The sequence below is a fragment of the Arenibacterium sp. CAU 1754 genome (genome assembly GCF_054482635.1).
Map to the genome: position 1 here is coordinate 1 of NZ_JBTLRG010000003.1, position 16,498 is coordinate 16,498.

15 protein-coding genes and 1 pseudogene are annotated in these 16,498 nt (G+C 61.8%); 10 read left to right on the forward strand and 6 right to left on the reverse strand.

What is annotated here, in order from left to right; translation table 11 throughout:
- A pseudogene (locus ACXYMO_RS12735) lies at positions 1 to 119 on the forward strand (S-(hydroxymethyl)glutathione dehydrogenase); the annotation flags it as partial.
- Positions 120 to 247: 128 nt separating this feature from the next.
- Positions 248 to 982, forward strand: a complete 735-nt coding sequence (locus ACXYMO_RS12740; RefSeq protein WP_458879093.1) for an NYN domain-containing protein — start codon at positions 248 to 250, stop codon at positions 980 to 982.
- Here the strand turns inward: ACXYMO_RS12740 and ACXYMO_RS12745 are convergent.
- The gene (locus ACXYMO_RS12745) at positions 979 to 1,596 is read right to left on the reverse strand and encodes a TetR/AcrR family transcriptional regulator (RefSeq protein ID WP_458879094.1); all 618 of its coding nucleotides are present in this window, start codon (positions 1,594 to 1,596) and stop codon (positions 979 to 981) included. The genes ACXYMO_RS12740 and ACXYMO_RS12745 overlap by 4 nt on opposite strands.
- 127 nt (positions 1,597 to 1,723) lie before the next feature.
- Between ACXYMO_RS12745 and mbfA the strand changes: the two genes are divergently transcribed.
- The 7 genes from mbfA (at position 1,724) to ACXYMO_RS12780 (ending at position 7,566) form a co-directional block, all read left to right on the forward strand.
- Positions 1,724 to 2,698, forward strand: a complete 975-nt coding sequence (mbfA, locus tag ACXYMO_RS12750; protein ID WP_458879095.1) for an iron exporter MbfA — start codon at positions 1,724 to 1,726, stop codon at positions 2,696 to 2,698.
- Between the two features lie 54 nt (positions 2,699 to 2,752).
- Positions 2,753 to 3,679 (forward strand): AEC family transporter, encoded by a 927-nt coding sequence (locus ACXYMO_RS12755; RefSeq protein WP_458879096.1) that lies wholly within the window; start codon positions 2,753 to 2,755, stop codon positions 3,677 to 3,679.
- A gap of 74 nt (positions 3,680 to 3,753) precedes the next feature.
- A complete protein-coding gene (fghA, locus tag ACXYMO_RS12760) occupies positions 3,754 to 4,584 on the forward strand; it encodes an S-formylglutathione hydrolase (protein WP_458879097.1) in 831 nt (276 codons plus the stop codon).
- Positions 4,581 to 5,036 carry a YaiI/YqxD family protein gene (locus ACXYMO_RS12765; RefSeq protein ID WP_458879098.1) on the forward strand — a complete coding sequence of 152 codons (456 nt, stop codon included), beginning with the start codon at positions 4,581 to 4,583 and terminating at the stop codon, positions 5,034 to 5,036. The genes fghA and ACXYMO_RS12765 overlap by 4 nt, the downstream gene beginning before the upstream one ends.
- A 69-nt stretch (positions 5,037 to 5,105) precedes the next feature.
- Entirely contained in the window at positions 5,106 to 5,726 is a 621-nt protein-coding gene (locus tag ACXYMO_RS12770) for an HAD family hydrolase (protein ID WP_458879099.1), read from the forward strand.
- Positions 5,723 to 6,640 carry an ornithine cyclodeaminase family protein gene (locus ACXYMO_RS12775; RefSeq protein ID WP_458879100.1) on the forward strand — a complete coding sequence of 306 codons (918 nt, stop codon included), beginning with the start codon at positions 5,723 to 5,725 and terminating at the stop codon, positions 6,638 to 6,640. Before ACXYMO_RS12770 ends, ACXYMO_RS12775 begins: the two co-directional genes overlap by 4 nt.
- Complete coding sequence (locus ACXYMO_RS12780; RefSeq protein WP_458879101.1) at positions 6,637 to 7,566, forward strand: alpha/beta fold hydrolase; 930 nt, start codon at positions 6,637 to 6,639, stop codon at positions 7,564 to 7,566. The genes ACXYMO_RS12775 and ACXYMO_RS12780 overlap by 4 nt, the downstream gene beginning before the upstream one ends.
- Positions 7,567 to 7,569: 3 nt before the next feature.
- Here the strand turns inward: ACXYMO_RS12780 and ACXYMO_RS12785 are convergent, their stop codons facing one another.
- Complete coding sequence (locus tag ACXYMO_RS12785) at positions 7,570 to 8,811, reverse strand: MFS transporter (protein WP_458879102.1); 1,242 nt, start codon at positions 8,809 to 8,811, stop codon at positions 7,570 to 7,572.
- Positions 8,812 to 8,961: 150 nt separating this feature from the next.
- Here ACXYMO_RS12785 and zapE point away from each other — a divergent pair, with 150 nt between their 5' ends.
- A complete protein-coding gene (gene zapE / locus ACXYMO_RS12790; protein ID WP_458879103.1) occupies positions 8,962 to 10,032 on the forward strand; it encodes a cell division protein ZapE in 1,071 nt (356 codons plus the stop codon).
- 100 nt (positions 10,033 to 10,132) lie between these two features.
- Here the strand turns inward: zapE and ACXYMO_RS12795 are convergent, their stop codons facing one another.
- Genes ACXYMO_RS12795 through ACXYMO_RS12810 form a run of 4 tightly spaced genes read right to left on the reverse strand, consistent with a single transcriptional unit; the run spans position 10,133 to position 16,414 of the window.
- The gene (locus ACXYMO_RS12795; protein WP_458879104.1) at positions 10,133 to 11,407 is read right to left on the reverse strand and encodes a bifunctional folylpolyglutamate synthase/dihydrofolate synthase; all 1,275 of its coding nucleotides are present in this window, start codon (positions 11,405 to 11,407) and stop codon (positions 10,133 to 10,135) included.
- Positions 11,404 to 12,342, reverse strand: a complete 939-nt coding sequence (gene accD / locus ACXYMO_RS12800) for an acetyl-CoA carboxylase, carboxyltransferase subunit beta (RefSeq protein ID WP_458879105.1) — start codon at positions 12,340 to 12,342, stop codon at positions 11,404 to 11,406. Before accD ends, ACXYMO_RS12795 begins: the two co-directional genes overlap by 4 nt.
- A 60-nt stretch (positions 12,343 to 12,402) precedes the next feature.
- Positions 12,403 to 13,302 carry a CPBP family intramembrane glutamic endopeptidase gene (locus ACXYMO_RS12805; protein WP_458879106.1) on the reverse strand — a complete coding sequence of 300 codons (900 nt, stop codon included), beginning with the start codon at positions 13,300 to 13,302 and terminating at the stop codon, positions 12,403 to 12,405.
- Positions 13,295 to 16,414, reverse strand: coding sequence for an ABC transporter transmembrane domain-containing protein (locus tag ACXYMO_RS12810; protein ID WP_458879107.1), 3,120 nt, complete (start codon positions 16,412 to 16,414; stop codon positions 13,295 to 13,297). The genes ACXYMO_RS12805 and ACXYMO_RS12810 overlap by 8 nt, the downstream gene beginning before the upstream one ends.
- Positions 16,415 to 16,498: the final 84 nt, after the last annotated feature.

The following is a 16,498-nucleotide window of genomic DNA, read 5'->3' on the forward strand; positions in this document are numbered from 1 at the left end:
TGGAGGGCAAGATCGAGATCGACCCGATGATCACCCACACCATGGGCCTTGAGGACATCAACAAGGGCTTCGATCTCATGCACGAAGGCAAATCAATCCGTTCCGTCGTGCTGTACTGAGGGGCGATACGACCCAGACCATTGACGGGGCGCGCAATCTGCGGGCCCCGTTTTCTTTGACAGGCTGGCAATTGCCCCGCCCCACGATCCGCAGTTGAGGGGCACCCCCGCCTGCGTTAGGCAGGGATATGAGCACTCAGTCCGATACCCCGCTTCTTGCCGTGTTGATTGACGCGGACAACACGTCACCCAAATACACCAAGGCCCTGTTTGATGAGATCGCCTCGCTTGGCGAGGCGTCGGTGCGGCGCTGTTACGGCGATTTTTCCAGCCAGCAAATGGCGGGATGGTCCAAGGTCCAGGCCGAATTCGGACTGGTGCCGCATCACCAACCGGCCAACACCGTCGGCAAGAACGCAAGCGATATCGCGCTGGTGATCGATGCGATGGACCTGATGCATTCGGGACGTTTCGATGGGTTTGTCCTGGTTTCGTCAGACAGCGATTTCACGCGACTGGCCAGCCGCATTCGCGAACAGGGGCTGGACGTGTTCGGCATGGGCATGCGCAAAACACCAAGCGCCTTCGTGAAGGCCTGCAAAAGGTTCATCTATCTTGAGAACCTTGAAAGCGAACCGTCGCAGGGCACCCCTGACGCCAAGACGAAACCGGCCGGGAAATCCCTGAACGACGCCCGCGATCTGATCCTGAAAGCGATGGATGCCATCGATCAGGAGGACGACTGGTACATGCTGGGCCTGATCGGACAATTCATCACAACGGCGAACCCTGATTTCGACACACGCAGTTTCGGGTACAAAAAGCTGAGCGAACTGGTCCAGGCCATTCCCGCGCTTTCGACCAAGCGCGAGGGAAATCACGTGTTGGTACAGGCCAAAAAGAAGACCGGCGGCAAAGGTTAAGCCCCGTACCGGGCCAGGAAAGTGTCCACCGCGTTTTCGATGACTTCGTCCATTTCGGCCTGGGTGAATTCGTTCTGGATGCCAAATGCGGCGCGGGTCCAGAGCTTGGCCTTGCAGAGTTCCGAGAACTGCTCGGCCGCCATATCGAGATCGTCGATCTTCAATTCGCCCCGCTCGGTCGCCTTGGCCATGTATTCGGCCAGCCGGGCGCGGCCGGTTTCCGGGCCGCTGGCATAAAACGCCTGACCCAGTTCGGGAAACCGGTCACGCTCGGCCATGCAGATGCGGAAACAGCCCTGCGCGAAATCCGACAGGACGAACGGGACGATCTGGCTGGCCGCGATGGTCAGAACCTCGCGCGGGGAGGCCGATTCATCGATCAGCTCCAGCGCACGGTCGGCCATGCGGGTGCATTCGTTGGTCACAACCTCCATGAACAACAGCCGCTTGTCCGGGAAATAGCTGTAGAGCGTGGCCTTGGACACGCCGGCGGCGCGGGCAATGTCATCGACACTGGCGCCTTCGAACCCGTCCGCAAGAAATACCTCGCGCGCGCCCGCAAGCACCTGATCGAATTTGCGCCCGGTCCGGACGATAGTGGACGTGTCGTTCATTGATGCTCCAATTTGCCGTCTTGCCAGCATAAACTGATTGGTTCAGTTTCAACAACTCCCGCATGGTCGCGGTTGTCATGGCCGGGAACACATATATGTTTAGAAAGATTCTAAAGAAGGGGTGCACATGCGGTTCTTGACGCAACGCAAGCGGTTCAGCGATCTGAGCGAACAGGAAATCATCGCGCTGGCGATTTCGTCCGAAGAGGACGATGCGCGGATTTATCGAGGCTATGCCGAAACCCTGCGCGCCGATTTCCCGGCCAGCGCCAAAGTTTTCGAAGGCATGGCCGCCGAAGAGGACCAGCACCGCGCCCGCCTGATCGAATTGCATGAGGCCCGGTTTGGCCGGACCATCCCGCTGATCCGGCGCGAACACGTGGCCGGGTATTACAACCGCCGCCCCGTCTGGCTGGTCGAAAACCTCGGGATCGAACGCATCCGCGAAGAGGCCGAGGCGATGGAGCGCGAGGCCGAGCATTTCTATACCACGGCCGCCGCGCGCACGACGGATGCGGCGACACGCAAGTTGCTGGGCGATCTGGCCGCCGCCGAGGCCGGGCACCAGGCGACCGCCATCGACCTGACCCAGGAACATCTGGGCGAGGAGGCCCGCGAGAGCGAAGACGCGACCGCGCGCCGCCAGTTCATTCTGACCTGGGTGCAGCCGGGTCTGGCCGGGTTGATGGACGGGTCGGTTTCGACACTGGCGCCAATCTTTGCCACTGCCTTTGCGACGCAGGACACATGGACCACCTTCCTTGTCGGTGTGGCCGCGTCGGTGGGCGCGGGCATCTCCATGGGCTTTACCGAGGCGGCCTCGGACGATGGCGAACTTTCGGGGCGCGGCTCGCCGATGAAACGCGGCATCGCATCGGGCGTGATGACCACGCTGGGCGGTCTGGGCCATGCGCTGCCCTATCTGATCCCGGAGTTCTGGACGGCGACGCTGATTGCCTTTGCAATCGTGTTCTTCGAACTTTGGGCGATCGCGTGGATTCAGAACAAATACATGGACACGCCGTTTTTCCGGGCCGCGTTCCAGGTGGTTCTGGGGGGCGCATTGGTTCTGGGGGCCGGTATTCTGATCGGCAGCGGATAACGTGACATGACAGGTGTTGCGCCTGGACAAGGTGCGCGGTAACCGTTTGCGCAAATGATAGAAGTCTTTCTGCGCACACTGCCCTTTTTCGCGATTATCGCCCTTGGATATTGGGCAGGACGCACGCGGTTCTTTACCGACGAGGCGACCGCCTATCTGACCAAATTCGTGTTCTTCTTCGCCCTGTCAGCGATGATTTTCCGGTTTGCCGCGAACCTGCCGCTGGCCGAGGTTTTCAATGGCCGCCTGATTGCCGGGTATCTTTGGGGCACGGCCTTTGTCTACGGGATCGCCACGGCGGTTGCGTTTTTCCGCAAGCTGGACGTCCCGACCGCGGCGGTCGAGGCCCAATGCGCCGTGATCGGCAACGTGGGCTTTCTGGGCCTGCCGATGTTCGTTTTGCTGTTTGGCGAGAAATCGATCGGGCCGATGATGTTGATGCTGGCCACCGATCTGATCGTCTTTTCCAGCCTGATCGTCATCCTGATCAACGGGTCGCGCGAGGGGCGCATGACATGGTCGATCCTGCGCAACACCGGGATGGGGTTGCTGCGCAATCCGATGATCGTGTCGATCACACTGGGCCTGGCATGGTCGGCCTTTTCCATCCCCATTCCCGAACCGATGAACGATTTCCTGAACATCCTCGGTGGCGCGGCAACGCCGGGGGCGCTGTTTGCCATTGGCGCATCCCTGGCCAGCAAATCCGCCGAGCGGATCGAGGTGGCCGGATGGCTGACCTTTTGCAAACTGGTGCTGCACCCGATCTTCGTTGCCTTTGGCGTCCTGGTCCTGTTCCCGCTCGATGCGTTTTCGGCGACCATTGCCGTGGCGGCAGCCTCCATGCCGGTGGCGGGCAACGTGTTCATGCTGGCACAGCATTACGGCGTGGCGCCACAGCGGGTTTCGGCCGCCATTCTGGTGTCGACCGCAATCAGCATCCTGACCGTGCCGATCTTCATCGCGTGGATCTCGGGATGAGTCAGCCATTTGCAGCACTGGACGCCTGCACCCAAGGCAGGTAGCCAAGTAGAAACACCAGACCGGAGGACCCGATGGAAATCATTGCGGAAAACAAATGCTTTGGCGGCGTACAGGGGGTTTACACCCATGCGTCGCAATCCTGTCAGTGCGACATGACCTTTGGGCTGTTCCTGCCCGAAGAGGCACAGGACGGTCCCGTGCCGGTATTGTGGTACCTGTCCGGGCTGACCTGTACCCATGAGAACGCGATGGTGAAGGCGGGCGCACAGGGCTGGGCCGCCGAACATGGGATTGCGCTGGTCTTTCCCGATACTTCGCCCCGGGGCGACGACGTGGCCGATGACGAAGCCTATGATCTGGGCAAGGGCGCCGGGTTTTATGTAAACGCGACGCAGAAACCCTGGGCGCCGCATTTCAAAATGTGGGATTACGTCGCCGAAGAGCTGCCCGCCCTGCTGACCGACAAATTCGCGATCGACCCTGATCGTCAGTCGATCACCGGTCATTCGATGGGGGGGCACGGTGCACTGACGCTGGCGATGAACCTGCCGGGCCGGTTCCGGTCGGTTTCGGCCTTTTCGCCGATCTGCAATCCGACCGCGTCCGATTGGGGCCGCAAACAGCTGAGCGCCTATCTGGGCGATGATGAAACCGCATGGGCGCGCCATGATGCGTCGATGATGATGGAAAAATTCGGGTTCGACGGCCCGATCCTGACCGACACCGGAACCGCCGATCAATTCCTCGACCTGCTGCGCCCCGAGGCGCTGGCCAGCGCGGTGATGACCCGCCGGCAACAGGCGACGCTGCGGCTTCAGCCCGGGTATGACCACAGCTATTTCTTCGTGTCCACGTTCATGGAGGATCACGTCGCCTTTCATGCGGATGCACTCTGGACATGAGCGCGGTCTACATCGATGCAGATGCCTGCCCGGTCAAGGCCGAGGCCGAGCGTGTGGCCACGCGCCATGGGCTGATGATGTATGTCGTGTCCAACGGCGGGCTGCGCCCGTCGCCCAGCCCGCTGGTGGAAAACGTGATCGTGGCCGAGGGCGCCGACGAGGCGGACATGTGGATCGCAGACCGCTGTGGCAAGGGCGATGTGGTGGTGACCGGGGACATTCCGCTGGCGGCCAAATGCGTCGCGGCGGGCGCGCGGGTGCTGCGCCACAACGGCGATGCGTTTACGCAGGCCAACATCGGACAGCAACTTGCGATGCGCGATCTCATGGCAGATGTGCGCGCGGCCAACCCATTGGGCGTTGGCGGTGGCGGCAAGGCCTTTACAAAAGCGGACCGCTCCCGTTTTCTGGACGCGCTGGAGCGTGAGATCAGGGCGGCGCAGCGCGGATAACGCGTTGTAATTTTTGAAAATCGCAGGGGCGCCTGAAATTGGTGATCCGGCGATGCGGAGTGACACAGGATGAAACCGCAGGCAGTAATTTTTGACATTGGCAACGTGCTGATCGAATGGCAGCCCGAGCGGTTCTATGACGCCGAAATCGGCGAGGCGCGCCGCCGCGCCATGTTTGCCGAGGTGGACCTGCACGGCATGAACGACCGGGTCGACATGGGCGGCCATTTCACCGAAACCATCTATGGCGCGGCGGAAACCTATCCCGACTGGCGCGATGAAATCCGCATGTGGCACGACCGCTGGATCGAACTGGCCACCCCGGCGATTGACCATTCGGTCCGGTTGATGCGGGCGTTGCGGGCCAAGGGCGTGCCGGTCTATTCGCTGACCAATTTCGGCATCCAGAGTTATGATCACGCGGCGACGTTCTATCCGTTTCTGCGCGAATTCGACCGCGATTACATTTCCGGGCACATGCAGGTGATCAAACCCGACCCGCGCATCTATGAAATGGTCGAGCACGATTGCGGCATCCCGCCCGAGGCGCTGATTTTCACCGATGACCGAACCGACAACATCGCCATGGCGGACAGCCGCGGCTGGCAGACGCATCTTTTCCAAGGGCCACAAGGCTGGGCCGACCGCCTGGTGGCCGAGGGCCTGCTGGACCGGAGCGAGGCCGAATGAGCATCCCGATCATCCCCTTTTCCGAAGGCGAGGCGCTGCTGGGCTGGCTGGGGCTATGCGATGCCCTGGCGCAGGGGCATGACCTGCCCCGGGCCGAAATTGCCGATACGTTTCTCTACCGCGACCCCGATACGCTGTTGTCGCGTGCGGCGTGGATCGACGGGATGGGGATGGCCGTGAAAACCGCTACGATTTTCCCCGAAAACCCGGACCGGAACGTGCCGATGGTGAATGGCGGCGTGAGCCTGTTTTCCGACGCCGACGGCACGCTTGAGGCGCTGGTCGATTTCCACCTGGTCACCAAATGGAAGACCGCCGGAGACAGCCTTCTGGCCGCCCTACGTCTGGCGCGGGCCGATAGTGAGGACATCCTGATCGTAGGGGCTGGGGCGGTGGGTCGATCCCTGTGCGAAGCGTTTGGCGCGGGCTTTCCCGGCTCCCGGATCGCAGTGTGGAACCGAACGGCGGACAAGGCGCGCGCGCTGGCCGATCAGCTGGGCAACGTGGATGTGGCCGGTGATCTGGAACAGGCCGTGCGCAAGGCCGACATCATCGTCTCGGCGACGATGTCGACCGATCCGGTCATTCAGGGCGCGTGGTTGCGCCCGGGGCAGCATGTGAACCTGATCGGGGCCTATCGCCCCGACATGCGCGAAGTGAACGACGCGGCCCTGCAAAAGTCCCGCGTTTACGTGGACAGTTTCGACACCACCCTTGACCATATCGGCGAGCTGAAGATCCCGCTGGCCAGTGGTGCGATCAGCCGGGCGGATGTCATTGCGGACTACTATGACCTGGACCGGTTCGAACGCGGTGGCGCGGATGATATCACCCTGTTCAAGAACGGCGGCGGCGCGCATCTGGACCTGATGACAAGCCGCTATATCCTGAACCGGTGGCGGCAGGCACAATGATCTGGGCCGTAGCAATTCTGCTGACCATCATTGCGGTCCCCGCCGCAATCGAAGTCACGCGCAAACCGATGAACCGCTGGACCCGGCGTGGCGCGACCGGGGATTTCGTGGCGCTTTCGGACGGGGTGACCCATTACGAGTGGCTTGGCCCGCTGCGCGGACCTGTGGCCGTGTGCGTGCACGGGCTGACCACGCCCAGCTTTGTCTGGCGCGGATTGGCGCGGGGAATGGCTGCGCTGGGGTATCGGGTGCTGATCTATGATCTTTACGGGCGGGGATTTTCCGACCGCCCTGGCGGGCCCCAGGACAAGGCGTTTTTTGTCCGTCAGCTGGACGAACTGTTGCGCGACCAGGAGGTTTGCGACGATTTCACCCTGATCGGGTATTCCATGGGCGGGGCCATCGCGACCTGTTTCACCGCCGCCCATCCCGTCCGAGTGCGGCAGCTGGTGCTGCTGGCGCCAGCGGGGTTGCGGATGAACCTCGACCAGATGACGCGGTTCCTGTGCAAATCGGGATGGTTGGGCGACTGGCTGATGCTGCTGCTGTTCCCGCGCCGTCACCGGCAGGGGATCGAGGCCGAGCGCGAGCAACCAAGCTCGGTCATGGGGATATACGATCTGCAACTGAAGGAGTTGCGCTACAAGGGCTTTGTGCCCGCGGCCTTGGCCAGCCTGCGGGGTATCCTGTCTGCCCCGCTTGAGGCGGAGCACCGCGCGATCCACGCAGCGGGGGTGCCGGTTCTGGCCGTCTGGGGACGCGAGGACACGGTCATCCCGCTGACGGCGTTGGGGCAGTTGACGGAATGGAGCCGTAACGCCCGCCAGGAGGTGGTCAACGGGGCCGGACACGGGTTGGTTTACACCCATACCGAACATGTGCTGGACGCGATGAAAGAAACCCTGCGCGACGGGTTGAACAACTGAGTGTCAGGCCGGGGCCGGGGTTCCCCAGGGCCGTTCGCGCACCGGCAGATGGACAATGGCACTGAAGGCGCCGACGCCAACGCCGATCCACCACACCAGCGTGTAGTCGCCATAGATGTCATACATCCGCCCCCCCAGCCACACGCCAAGGAAGCTGCCCAACTGGTGGCTGAGGAAGACAAAGCCATATAGCGTCCCCATGTAGCGAAGCCCGTAGATATGCGCGACAAGCCCCGAGGTCAGCGGCACCGTGGCCAGCCAGAGTGAGCCCATGGCAACCGAGAACACGATCACCGACATCGGCGTGATCGGCAGCAGGATGAACATCGCCGCAAAGATCGTCCGCCCGGTGTAAATACCGGCAAGCAGGTATTTCTTGGAATAGCGCTGACCGGCCCAGCCCGCCAGCAGCGTGCCGGCGATATTGGCCACCCCGATCAGCGACAGCGCCACGGCGCCCAGCGCCGAGGTGGTGGTGATGCCGATATTGTGAAGCACACCGCCCGGCAGGATCGGGCCGCACATTTCGGTAACGAAGGCGGGAAAATGTGCCGTGACAAAAGCCAGCTGATAGCCACAGGAGAAAAAACCGAGGAAGATCAGGATATAGGACGGATCGCGAAACGCGCGCAGCAGGATCGTGCCGAGGCTTTCTTCAAGCTCGGCCTTGGTCGCGGTGACGGGCGCGCGCATCAGCGGCAGGGTCAGGATCGTCGCCAGCATCATGCCCGCAAAGACAAGAAAGGTGGACTGCCAGGACAGGAACCCCAGCAACCATTCGGCCAAGGGGGCGCCGAATATCTGCCCGCCGCTGCCGGCGGCGGCAACGATGGCCAAAGACATCGACCGGTTTTCATCGGACGCGGCGCGCCCGACCACGGCAAGGATGACACCGAACCCGGTTCCGGCCACCCCAAACCCGACCAGCCAGGCGTACATCTGGTGTTCCAGCGGGGTCCCGGAATTGGCCGACAGAATCAGGCCCAGCGCATAGATCAGCGCCCCCATCAGGATGGCGCGACGGTCACCTATTTTTTCCGCAATGGCCCCGAAAATCGGCTGACCGATCCCCCAGGCAAGGTTCTGAATGGCGATGGCCAGCGAAAATTCGGATCTCAGCCAGCCAAACTCATCAGCAATCGGGATTTGGAACACGCCAAAAGACGACCGCACCGCAAAGCTGATCAGAACGATCAGGCCGCCGACGATCAGGACGGGTGTGAATAAAGGCGCACTGCGGGGCATCTGTTTCTCCGACACGGTGCGCGCGACTTTTAAGGTATATCCCAAGCACGTCAAATCATGTTTCTTGACGCGTCGGGTGAGAAATTTTGATGTGGCGGGGCTGCTTTCCCATACTTTCCATCGCCTGTCGCGCGCGGTATGCGTGCGGCCATGACCACGCTGACCGATTTATACGCCCGCAAGATCGCCGAGGGCGCCCTGCACCCCGACCCCGCGCAAGAGGCCGTTCTGGACGAGTTCGAACGTATTCGCGCCGGGCTGACCGCCGCACCGGCCAAGCGCAGCCTGTTCCGCAAGAAAACGCCCGACGCGCCCAAGGGGCTGTACCTGTGGGGCGGGGTCGGCAGGGGCAAGTCGATGCTGATGGATCTGTTCATCGAAAGCCTTGAGGGCATTCCCGCGCGGCGGGTGCATTTCCACGCGTTCATGCAGGAAATCCACGCCGCCATGCATGCGGCCCGCAAGGCCGAGGTCGAGGATGCGCTGGCCCCGGTGGCGGCGGAGGTGGCCAAATCCGTGCGGCTGCTGGCCTTTGACGAAATGCAAATCACCGACATCACCGATGCGATGATCGTCGGGCGGCTGTTCGAAGCGCTGTTCGCCGCCGGGACGGTGGTGGTGACCACGTCGAACCGGGTGCCGGATGATCTTTATAAACACGGGCTGAACCGGCAGTTGTTCCTGCCCTTCATCGACTTGATCAAGGAGCGCATGGCGGTGCGCGAACTGGTCAGCCCGACCGATTACCGGCAGAACAGATTGCAGGGCTCACAAGTCTATTTCAGCCCGATTGGCCGCGAAAGCCAGGAAGCGATCGATGCGGTCTGGTCCGATCTGACGGGCGGGGAGGCCGAACCCCTGACCCTGATCGTGCAAAAACGCGAAGTGGTGCTGCCGGCCTTTCGCAACGGCGTGGCACGGGCGACATTCTACGATCTCTGCGGCAAGCCGCTGGGCCCGGCCGATTTCCTTGCCCTGGCCGAGGCGGTGCGGGTTCTTGTGCTTGAAGACATCCCGCGACTGTCGCGCAGCAATTTCAACGAAGCCAAGCGGTTCGTGACCCTGATCGATGCGCTCTACGAGGCGCGTGTGCGGTTGGTCGCCTCGGCCGCCGCAGAGCCCGAGATGCTGTATGTCGAGGGGGAGGGCACATTCGAATTCGAACGCACCGCCAGCCGGTTGCGCGAGATGCAGGCCGAAGACTGGGGCGCGGACGTCTGATCCGCGATCAGCGGCGTTCCTCCGGAACATTTTTTCCAGTGCGCTTCGCGCGATTGGGGCGCTGCCCCAAACCCCGGAGTTTTTCCGCCAAGATGAAGGGTCAGCCGTTTTCGCGCAGGATATTGCCAGCGAGATAGAGCGAGCCGCAGATCAGCACCCGGGCCTGTGCATCGGTTGCCATGATGCTGGCCAGAGCGGACGCCACATCGGGCGCTGTTTTTGCGGTCATGCCGACGTTACGGGCTGCCTCGGCGGTGGTTTCGGCGGGCAGTGTGTTTGTCTCGCCCGGGATAGAGACCGCCGTAAGACTTGCCGTGTGGGGCGCCAGTGGGCGCAGGTATCCGGCGACATCCTTGGTGTTGAGCATGCCGCAGATCAGGTGCGTGGGGCGATCGGGCATATGGCCGAGAACATCCGCAAGCGCCAAACCGGCGGCGGCGTTATGCCCGCCGTCCAGCCAGAGTTCGCCGTCGGGGGCAGCATCGGTCAGCGGGCCAGTCTTGAGGCGCTGCATCCGGGCGGGCCACTGCGCGCGGGTGACAGCCGCCTCGTAAGCGGCGTCGCCCAGTCCGAGATGGCGCAGGGCGGCCAGTGTGGTGCCCGCGTTTTGGACCTGGTGGGCGCCGATCAGGTTGGGCAGCGGCAGATCGCGCAGCCCGGTTTCATCGCTGAACACGAGCCGGCCATGTTCGGTATGCACATGCCAGTGTTGGCCATGGGCGATCAGCGGCGCGCCAAGCCGGGCGGCTGTCTGTTCGATGACCTCCATCGCGGCGGGTGGCTGTGGCCCGACGACGCAGGGCACGCCGCGTTTCATGATTCCCGCCTTTTCCACCGCGATCTTTTCCAGCGTATCGCCGAGGAACTGTTCATGGTCGATGGAGATCGGGGTTATGATGGTCAGCGCCGGGTGGTCGATGACGTTGGTGGCGTCCACCCGCCCGCCGAGGCCCACCTCGAGCAATGTGAAATCGGCGTGGGTGCGGGCAAAAGCCAATAGCGCAGCACAGGTGGTAATTTCGAAAAAGGTGATCGTGCCGCCGTCGTTGGCGGCGTAGCATTCATCCAGAATCGCCGCCAGATCCGGTTCGGAAATCAGCTCACCCGCGACACGGATACGTTCGTGAAACCGCGCCAGGTGCGGCGAGGTATAGGCATGGACGGAGAGCCCCGCACCCTCGATCCCGGCGCGGATCATGGCCTGGGTCGAGCCCTTGCCATTGGTGCCCGCGATGTGGATCACCGGGGGCAGGTCGTTTTGCGGATTGCCCAGCGCGTCCAGCAGACGCCACACCCGATCAAGCGTGAGATCGATGACCTTGGGGTGCAACGCCATCATCCGATCGAGGATGACGTCGGAATGCGGCGCGGTCATTCCTTGGCCGCGTCCTGATCGGGCTTGGTCTCGGCCGGGGCGGTTTCTTCGGGTGTTGGGGCGGGCAGATCGCCGCGCACCGCGGGCGTCAGCCCCAAAAGCATGCGGGTGATCGTGATCAGCTCATCGCGCAGTTCGGTGCGCGGCGTCACGCGATCCAGCATGCCGTGATCCAGCAGGTATTCGGCGCGCTGGAACCCTTCGGGCAATTTCTCCCGGATGGTCTGTTCGATCACGCGCGGGCCGGCAAAGCAGATCAGCGCGTTGGGTTCGGCGATATGCACATCGCCCAGCATCGCGTAGGACGCCGTCACGCCCCCAGTCGTCGGGTGTGTCAGCACGACGATATAGGGCAGGTCCGCCTCTTTCAGGAGTTGCAGCGCCACCGTGGTGCGGGGCATCTGCATCAGGGACAGGATACCCTCTTGCATGCGCGCGCCACCGGCGGCCGAAAACAGGATCAGGGGACGTTTGAGTTTCACCGCCTCTTCTGCGGCGGCAATGATGGCATTGCCGACATACATGCCCATGGACCCTCCCATGAACGAGAAATCCTGCGCCGCCGCAACGATGGGGGTGCGACCGATTTCACCCGTGGCGACCAGCATCGCCTCTTTTTCGCCGGTGGCCTTTTGCGCGGCTTTCATGCGGTCTGGATATTTCTTCTGATCGCGGAAATGCAGCGGGTCTGCGGTTGGTTCGGGTACCTTCACCTCGGCAAAGATGCCGCCGTCGAACAGGGCGGAAAACCGTTCGCGTGGGGTGATGGCCATGTGGTGGCCGCAACTGGTGCAGACGTTCAGATTGTCGCTGAGTTCGCGGTGAAACAGCATGGTGCCGCATTCATCGCATTTCTGCCAAAGATTCTCGGGCGTCTCACGGCGCGAGAAGATCGAGTTGATCCGGGGCCGGACGTAATTGGTGATCCAGTTCATTTCGATGCCTCATATGGCGAAAGTTGGGGATGAGATAAGCCTAAGGGAGGGCAATTGCAATCAACGGCGGATGGCAACCCGCGCCGCAAGCCAGTTTACAATCATGAATGCGAAATCGATCATCAGCCAGCTGCGGATATTTTCGGCATCCGAGATCGAATAGGGCGTGGTGGCCAGCGACAGGCCGCTGAGACTGTCGGGGACGGACACGATCAGCACGGCGGTGACGTTATTGGCAAAGTGCAGCGCGATGGCCGGGCCCAGCGTGCCCGCGCGGGCGGTCAGGTCGGCCATGAGCAGGCCGAAGATGGTGGCCCAGGCCACGAGCAGGATGGCATTATCGCCCGCCTCGGCCGGGGCGTAATGCCCAAGCCCGAAGATGAGCGCGGGGACGAACAGCCAGATCAGCGAGTTTGAAAACCGCGCGGCCAGGGATTGCTGGAGATACCCGCGGAACAGGATTTCCTCGGCGCTGACCTGCACCAGGACGGCCGTAAGCGACAGGGGCAGCAAGATCAGCCAGGTCCCGAAATCGAGGTTGCGCACCAGTTCCTCGCCCATGTCATAGGGGGGCAGGACGGCCAGGAAAACGCCCAGCAACAGAAGGATACGCAACACCCGCCAGAACTGATAAATGGCCAATGGCAGGGGGCCGAACAGGTCGATCGGCTGGCGCAGATGCACCACGCGGGTGACGATGAACACTGCGATCGCGACCAGCCCGAAACTGAACAACAGGATGAGCAGCGAGGCCGGCGTGTTGCCCTGCCCGGTGGTGGCATCCATCTGGGAATAGACAAAATCCGGAACGATCAGCATCAGAAACGTGCGCAGGACCGAACCAAAGAAAAACGTCAATGTCGTAATCAGGACAAGTCCGAAGGCCAGCCGCCAGAGATCAGGGTGTGCACGCGCACTCGCAACCAGGCGTTCATGCGCGGAATATGGGCGGTCATGCATCCAGTGAGGTCCCCAGAGAGTGCAGCGGGACCGTCCCGGTTGCATCATCCGCCTCAGCCTTTTCACCTGTGCGCAGCTTGCGCAAGGAGTCTGCGGCACCGGACAGGTTGTCAGCCACGGCTTCGAGGAGTTGCACCGCAACGAAGACATCGTTCTCGATCACAGCGCGGAATTCCTCGGCGCCGATCCTTAGAAAGCTGCTGGGCTGGGTGGCGATCAGATCCATCTGGCGTTTCTGACTGGCGATGATCGACAGATCGCCGATCAGGCGGCCGGGATGGATGACGGTGACCGGGGCGACATCGGGCCCGGCTTCGGGCCAGCGCAGCTCGGCCTCGCCCTTGAGGCAGAGATAGGCGGCGTCGGCCTGTTGGTCATGTGAAAAGATGACCTGATCCTTTTCCGCCTCGTACCACTGAGCACTGAAGGCAAGCAGACGCTGATTTCGAATACTCATCCGCTGGAACAGCGGCGTGCCGGCGATGATCTTCATCTTGCGGTCCAGATCCGCGGAGCCGGTGGCCGGGTCGCCATCGTGGTCAGGCCGGGCAATGCCGTCGATGCGTCCGTCCTTGATTTCGACGAACAGATCATAGGCCTGCGGATTTTCGAACCGGTCCTCCATAAAGATCATCGTGGATTTGGGCAGCAGTTCGCGCAGTTTCTGACGGGTGCGCAGGCGGCTTTCGGAATCGTGGCTTGCCAGCGCCTTGTCGATGATCAGGATGTCAGGCCGTTTGATGCCCGCGCGGCTGAACGCGGCGCGTTCCTGGAACACGGTGGGCAGGTTGGCGCCGCCCAACCCGGTTTGCAGATCATAGATGATTGACGCAACCTGCTGGCGCAGCCCATGGGCGTTCAGCACCTCGGCGACGAGGTTTTCGATCTCGTCCACCTTAACGCCCGCCATCATCGATACCCGCCCGTAAAGCGCATTCTCAATCACGGTCAGGCGCGGCACGTATCTGTCAGGCGAAACCGGGATGAACATATCGCCCGCCACCTTGCGCAACTGGTCGGCGCGGGATTTGCGGATTTCGAGGATCTTTGCCTTGTATTCCTCGGGAAAACTGGGGCCGATCTGTTCGGCGGTCAGCAAGAACGGCACGGTCAGCATCAGCGCGCATTCGTCTTCGCTCAGAGCGGCGTTCTCTGACTGCTTGCGCTTTTCGGCTATGTCCGAGAGGCGCAGGTAAAGATCCTCTTCTATGCCCAGTTTGCGGAACAGGGGATGATGGGTACCATCGCGCCCGAAAGTGCGGCGCAGCGTGTCGATGACCGCCTGCGAGATCGTCAAAGCCTCATCCGCAAGGCCCTGTTCGTGCAGCATGCGGATAAAGCCGCGGTTTTCGGCCAGATTTTCTTGTGAAATGCTGCGTGTCGGCGACGCAAACAGCAGGTTGCCGCCCAGCGGAATCGCCGGGTTGAAGCTGTTTTCGTCAAAGCGATAGACCACTCCGTCTAACCCACTCTCCATCAGGCGATGATGAATTTCGGGGCGCAGATCGACAATGGCCTGGGCCAGCTTTGGATGAACCTCGGGATCAAAGCGCGAGCGCAGGGTGCGGCGGAACATCAGTTCGTCGATGCCCATCGCCTCGACCAGCTTGAACCACCAGTCGCGGATTTCGGCGCGATCATCCAGCCCGGCAACCGAAGGATCGACCCAGTTGACGTTAAGCCTGTCGGTACTGTTGCCCGAGCGGGCGGCCTCGTTCGCCCAGCGACCTTGGGCGACCGCGTCGGACGGATCCTCTTGTGGCTTTGTGCGCAGAGGCATCAGAAGGTTGTCGCCCAGCGTGCCGTCAAACAGGTAAGGGCGCGAATGGGCATATCCGATACGCGCCGCGATCACCGCCTGATGCAGGCCGGACAGATCGTGCCCCGAGATGGTTACCTTTCCCCTGTGCGGGATCACCTCGCGGGTCAGAAGCTGGGCAAAGGCGGCGCGTTCGCTGTCTTTCTTGCTCTGGATCGCAATGCGGGCGCCGGGGGGGATGGTCAGGTTGATGTCTTCCAGAACCACGTTCCCGTCCTGGTCGCGCACGGTCACATCGGACAGTTCGATATCGCCATCCAGATGCGGGATTTGGTCAGGTTCGCCTTCGAACAGGGTTTCGCCGATCATGCCCTTGGGGGCAAAGCGTTCGGTCACGATGGTCCAGCGCAGCGACATGTCCTGTACCTGATTGTAATAGAACAACAGCTCCTTCCACGGGGCGCTGAGATCCTTGTAGGCCGCCAGCGCCGCAACCAGCGCCCCCACGGTGATGTCGCCACGAATCGCCAGATATCCGCCCGCCGAGTAGAACAGGAACGGGGTCATATGCGTGATCATGTTGTTCAGAAACTTCATGAAGAATTTCTTCTGATAGATCTGAAAACGGATATCGAACAAACGGCCCAGTCGATTGGTGAACTGGGCCTTGCGATAGCGCCATCCGCCATTGGTGCGCAGGTCGCTGATGCCGGCCGCGCTTTCCCCGATTTCCGAGGACAGATGGCGGATTTCCTGAATACGGTCCTTGTTCAGCAGGTTGATCTGGCGTTGCAGCATGGGGATCAGCCAGGCCTGCAACGGGATCAGCGCGATCGAGGCCAGCCCGAACCACACGCTTTGCATGAACAGAAACACCAGGATGGTCATCATCTGGCCGAACTGGAACGCCGGCTGGGCCACCGCGTCGCCCATCAGCCCGCCCATGGGTTCGGCCTCGGATGTGATCATCGACACCAGTTCGCCCTGGCTGGTCGAGCGGAAATAAGGTGCCGGAAACCGCAACATGCGGCTGATCAGCGTGTACCGCAGCCGGCGCAGCAGGCGTTCGGACATCACGCCCTTCATCGTATTGATCCGCATTTTCATCAGACCGGCGATCAGCACGGTCGCCAGAAACGCAAAGCACAACACCATCAGGTACTGGACCTGGGTCACCGTGAACCCGAACACGTCGATGCGGTTGCCGGTTGCACCGATGGCATCGTTGATGATGCGTTTGGGCAATTCGAGCGAGGCATAGAGGAACGGAAATGACAGCAATGTGAAGGCGAACAGCAGCAATTGCTGCCGTTTCGAGTATTTCCAGATAAAGGAAAACAGTGTGGGTTCCATACCCGCCCTCGGTCTTGTCAGATGCCCTGTGCCATCGCGCCGAAAACCGCCGGGATCGCTCGTTAGCAGAGCGTAAGCATTGGT

Coding starts and splice junctions, on each gene's coding strand:
- ACXYMO_RS12740 (WP_458879093.1), top strand. CDS start 248: ATGAGCACTCAGTCCGATACCCCGCTTCTTGCCGTGTTGATTGACGCG.
- ACXYMO_RS12745 (WP_458879094.1), bottom strand. CDS start 1,596: ATGAACGACACGTCCACTATCGTCCGGACCGGGCGCAAATTCGATCAG.
- mbfA (WP_458879095.1), top strand. CDS start 1,724: ATGCGGTTCTTGACGCAACGCAAGCGGTTCAGCGATCTGAGCGAACAG.
- ACXYMO_RS12755 (WP_458879096.1), top strand. CDS start 2,753: ATGATAGAAGTCTTTCTGCGCACACTGCCCTTTTTCGCGATTATCGCC.
- fghA (WP_458879097.1), top strand. CDS start 3,754: ATGGAAATCATTGCGGAAAACAAATGCTTTGGCGGCGTACAGGGGGTT.
- ACXYMO_RS12765 (WP_458879098.1), top strand. CDS start 4,581: ATGAGCGCGGTCTACATCGATGCAGATGCCTGCCCGGTCAAGGCCGAG.
- ACXYMO_RS12770 (WP_458879099.1), top strand. CDS start 5,106: ATGAAACCGCAGGCAGTAATTTTTGACATTGGCAACGTGCTGATCGAA.
- ACXYMO_RS12775 (WP_458879100.1), top strand. CDS start 5,723: ATGAGCATCCCGATCATCCCCTTTTCCGAAGGCGAGGCGCTGCTGGGC.
- ACXYMO_RS12780 (WP_458879101.1), top strand. CDS start 6,637: ATGATCTGGGCCGTAGCAATTCTGCTGACCATCATTGCGGTCCCCGCC.
- ACXYMO_RS12785 (WP_458879102.1), bottom strand. CDS start 8,811: ATGCCCCGCAGTGCGCCTTTATTCACACCCGTCCTGATCGTCGGCGGC.
- zapE (WP_458879103.1), top strand. CDS start 8,962: ATGACCACGCTGACCGATTTATACGCCCGCAAGATCGCCGAGGGCGCC.
- ACXYMO_RS12795 (WP_458879104.1), bottom strand. CDS start 11,407: ATGACCGCGCCGCATTCCGACGTCATCCTCGATCGGATGATGGCGTTG.
- accD (WP_458879105.1), bottom strand. CDS start 12,342: ATGAACTGGATCACCAATTACGTCCGGCCCCGGATCAACTCGATCTTC.
- ACXYMO_RS12805 (WP_458879106.1), bottom strand. CDS start 13,302: ATGCATGACCGCCCATATTCCGCGCATGAACGCCTGGTTGCGAGTGCG.
- ACXYMO_RS12810 (WP_458879107.1), bottom strand. CDS start 16,414: ATGGAACCCACACTGTTTTCCTTTATCTGGAAATACTCGAAACGGCAG.